The sequence below is a fragment of the Arenibacter flavimaris genome, from assembly GCF_030291335.1.
In the GTDB taxonomy this organism is placed as follows: Bacteria; Bacteroidota; Bacteroidia; order Flavobacteriales; family Flavobacteriaceae; genus Arenibacter.
Genome location: NZ_JASWIM010000080.1, coordinates 1 through 3,926, shown reverse-complemented (window position 1 = coordinate 3,926; position 3,926 = coordinate 1). Strand labels below are relative to the sequence as shown.

Sequence of the window (3,926 nt, the reverse complement as noted above, 5' to 3'; positions counted from 1 at the left end):
CGAACCGAAATCACTGGCGCAAAACGAACCGAAATCCCTCAGGGAAGTGGCGCAGTTTGAACCGAAATCACTGGCGCAATGAAACCGAAAAGCCTGGCGCAATTTGGTCCGAAGTATCCAATTTATGAGTTTTTCCTTATGAAATTCTCCATGCAAGGAGCAGGTGCACAAGAAGGGGGTGAATTCTTTACACCACCATCTTTAGTAAACCTCATTGTAAACTTTATACAGCCTAATCATGGTATAGTCCATGATCCTGCTTGTGGTTCTGGCGGTATGTTTGTACAGACGGCACATTTTATAGAAGACCACGAACATAAAAATGTAAACGAAGCCATAACCGTGTATGGTACAGAACTGAAAAGCAACAACACTCGTTTAGCTAAAATGAACCTTGCCATTCATGGTATAGAAGGTAAAATAATTGAAAGTAATAGCTTTTACACCAATCCTCATAACCTAACAGGCAAGTGCGACTTTGTTATGGCCAATCCACCATTTAATGTCGATAAAATAGACGCTAAAAATAAGTTTTTGGCAGACGACGACCGATTGCCATTTGGCGCACCACTTACAGGCAAAGGCACCATAAGCAATGGAAACTATTTATGGATGCAGTATTTCCATTCGTATTTAAATGAAACAGGACGTGCAGGATTTGTCATGGCGAGTTCTGCAACCGATGCTGGAAATGCCGAAAAACTAATCCGCCAAAAACTAATTGTAACGGGCGATGTAGAATGTATTGTCTCCATAAGCAACAACTTTTTCTATACCCGCAGTTTACCTTGCCATGTCTGGTTTTTTAACAAAGGAAAATCTGAAGAAAATAAGGACAAGGTGTTAATGATAGATGCCCGAAATACCTTTAGAAAGGTAAGCACCACCATTAACGATTTTAGCGACGAGCAACTCGAAGGTTTAACAGCAATCATGAATTCCTTTAGAGAAAGTAATCCAGAAGCAGTCAGTTCGAGCGCAGTCGAGAACAACAGCTGGTTAAACCAACATTTCCCAAAAGGCATCTACCAAGACGTAGAAGGCCTATGCAAAATTGCGACCTTAGAAGAAATAAAAGAGCAAGACTACAGCTTAACACCAGGCCGCTATGTTGGAGTAAGTATTAATGTTGATATGGATTTTGACTACAAAACACGTATGACAGAAATACATAACGAATTAGCACAACTCAATACCGAAGCCAATAATTTAATGGAGCAAATACAATCTGTGAAATTATGAGGAAAGGTTGGAAGCAAATTAAATTAGGCGATATAATTCATATTAAACATGGCTATGGTTTTAAAGGTGAATATTTTGTTGAAGAGCCAAATGAAAACATTCTTGTAACACCTGGTAATTTTTCAATTGGAGGTGGTTTTAAGGATGGAAAAATGAAATACTATGATGGACCAATAAATGATGAGTTTGTTTTATCTGAAGGAGATGTTATTGTTACAATGACAGATTTGAGTAAACAAGCTGATACGTTAGGTTATTCTGCAAAAGTGCCAAAAGATGAAAGACACACATATTTACATAATCAACGAATAGGATTAATTTCTTTGTTAACTAAAGATTTCGATATTGACTTTATTTATTGGTTATTAAGAACACATTCTTACCAAAAATATATAGCTGGTTCTTCTTCTGGAGCAACAGTAAAACATACGTCGCCAAAAAAGATTTATTCAACTAAGTTAGCTGTTCCTAAATCCAAAGAAACCCAACGCAAAATAGCCTCCATTTTATCTGCTTATGATGATTTAATAGAAAACAACCTAAAACGCATAAAATTATTAGAAGAACAAGCACAACAAACCTATGAAGAGTGGTTTGTACGTTTTAAATTTCCTGGATTTGAAAATGCGGAGTATAGCGAAGAAAGTGGAATGCCTATAGGGTGGAAGGTAACGGAGCTTGGTACATTAGTAATTCTTCAGACCAAAATGGTTCACCCGAGAAACTTACCAAATGAAACACCATATATTGGATTGGAGCATATTCCAAGAAAATCATTTACATTGTCAAATTGGGAAACAGCAGCAAAAGTTGAAAGTGCTAAATACTCATTTAAAAAGCACGATATACTTTTTGGAAAAATCAGACCATATTTTCATAAGGTTGGTGTTGCATTGATTGATGGAATTGCATCCTCTGACACTATTATTTTAAGACCTAAAAGGAGTAATATACACGGATTCATTTTACAGACAGTATTTAGCGACCATTTTGTGGATTCAGCAACGCAATCGTCAAACGGAACGAAAATGCCTAGAGCCAATTGGAACGTGCTAAAAAAATACCCAGTAATTATACCAACAAATGATTTCATTCATAAATATGAAAAAATAAATAATCTAATATTAGATACAATTTCATCCTGTGTTAATCAAAATAAACTTTTGAAAGAAGCACGCGATATTTTATTACCACGTTTAATGACCGGGATGATAGATGTGGATAGTTTGGAGGTAAATGAAGGTTTGGGTATGGTTGCTGAGGAGAGTGAGAAATATAATATTGAGAAAAAGTAAATAGATGATAAAAACATTAATATCGAGATTAAAATTATTAGATCAATATAATAGCGTTGATAAAACTATTTTATGGGAAGATCCTGCAGTAAGTAGATGGCAAGGTGTTTATGGCGAATTAGCGTTAAAGGATAATGCAATTTTTATTACAGGTAGTAAGTTGCTTATAGGTGAAGTTTTAGAAATTAATCAAGGTGAGAGTTTTCTTTTAAATAATGTAAAAGAAGTTGCGTGTGAGAATGATGAATTTTTACAAATTAATGCTGTCTATCCTGAGTTAATATCTAGGGTTAAAGCGAATTTTCAACCATTTATTCACCCAATAGAACTTGACTTAAATAAAATTATACAAGATATTAATGATAAAATTTTTGTTAGTTATTACATTATTTCAGGGTATCCTAAATATAATATTTTTAAAAATTCATTAAATCTTAATGATCGAGTTGCTATTGTAAATGAGGATGGAAGTTTCGAAAATATAAAAATACATGCAATAAATGGATTAGAAGAATTTGCAAATAACCTAGATATAAATGCTAATGTAGTAGGCTTGACTATAGATGAAATGTTAAAGCTAAATCAAGCAATTTCTAGAGATAGTAAAAAATCAAATAATGTAACTAGATTAAAGGACATTGATTTTAAACTAAAACAAGAAGGAATATATAAATTCACGTCGTTTTTTGCTTACCATGACACGTTATATAATAAAAAAGTGTATTTGAACACCACAACAAATCAAGAGAATTTTTCTAGTCCAAAAGTAAAAATAATCAATTTAAATGGAGCAGGACTTTATAAAGTATCACATGGTTCTTTTAAAGCAAATAAGAACAAACATATTATTGAGGCTTTAAAACAAAATAACTGGATCACAATTCATGAAAGTACGGGAAAAGGTCGCGGTGATGAATTTAAAAATAAATTAAAAAAAGGCGACTACGTATACATAACTTTAGGAGGAGATGAGTTAATTGGTATTGCCAAAATCATATCAAATAAATGTGAATATATTCCAAAGGAAATTATTAATAATGAAGAGGGCTGGTTGTTTAGAGAGATAGAAATGATTCAAGAGCCAATTAAAAAAGGTGCTATCCAACTAGATGATACTAGAGCTATCTACCCAAGTGGCAATACTTCTCTTTTCAAGGTTAAAAGTAAGGATTTACAAGAGGCTAATCAGCTTCTCTTTAACCCTTATTTTAATGTAGAATTTATTGATGGAGGAAATACAACACCAACATCATCATACACAAATACTAATTAACGTGAGTTCGACTTAAGAAATGGGTGTTTTATATTGCAGGAAAAGCAGAAAATTGGTATATTTAAGTTATTGACATTCAAATATTTAACCAATTATCTGCTTATGATTTCTACCGA

The 3,926-nt window shown here is 33.3% G+C and carries 3 protein-coding genes; all 3 read left to right on the top strand.

The features are described 5' to 3' along the window. The first annotated feature begins 78 nt into the window (after nucleotides 1–78). From QSE00_RS25045 to QSE00_RS25035, 3 genes are read left to right on the top strand one after another with little or no spacing between them, the layout of a single operon-like run. Complete coding sequence (locus QSE00_RS25045) at nucleotides 79–1,242, top strand: N-6 DNA methylase (RefSeq protein WP_286108006.1); 1,164 nt, start codon at nucleotides 79–81, stop codon at nucleotides 1,240–1,242. Beyond that, nucleotides 1,239–2,537 (top strand): restriction endonuclease subunit S, encoded by a 1,299-nt coding sequence (locus tag QSE00_RS25040; RefSeq protein ID WP_286108005.1) that lies wholly within the window; start codon nucleotides 1,239–1,241, stop codon nucleotides 2,535–2,537. Before QSE00_RS25045 ends, QSE00_RS25040 begins: the two co-directional genes overlap by 4 nt. A 4-nt stretch (nucleotides 2,538–2,541) precedes the next feature. Further along, the gene (locus QSE00_RS25035) at nucleotides 2,542–3,810 is read left to right on the top strand and encodes a hypothetical protein (RefSeq protein ID WP_286108004.1); all 1,269 of its coding nucleotides are present in this window, start codon (nucleotides 2,542–2,544) and stop codon (nucleotides 3,808–3,810) included. Nucleotides 3,811–3,926: the final 116 nt, after the last annotated feature.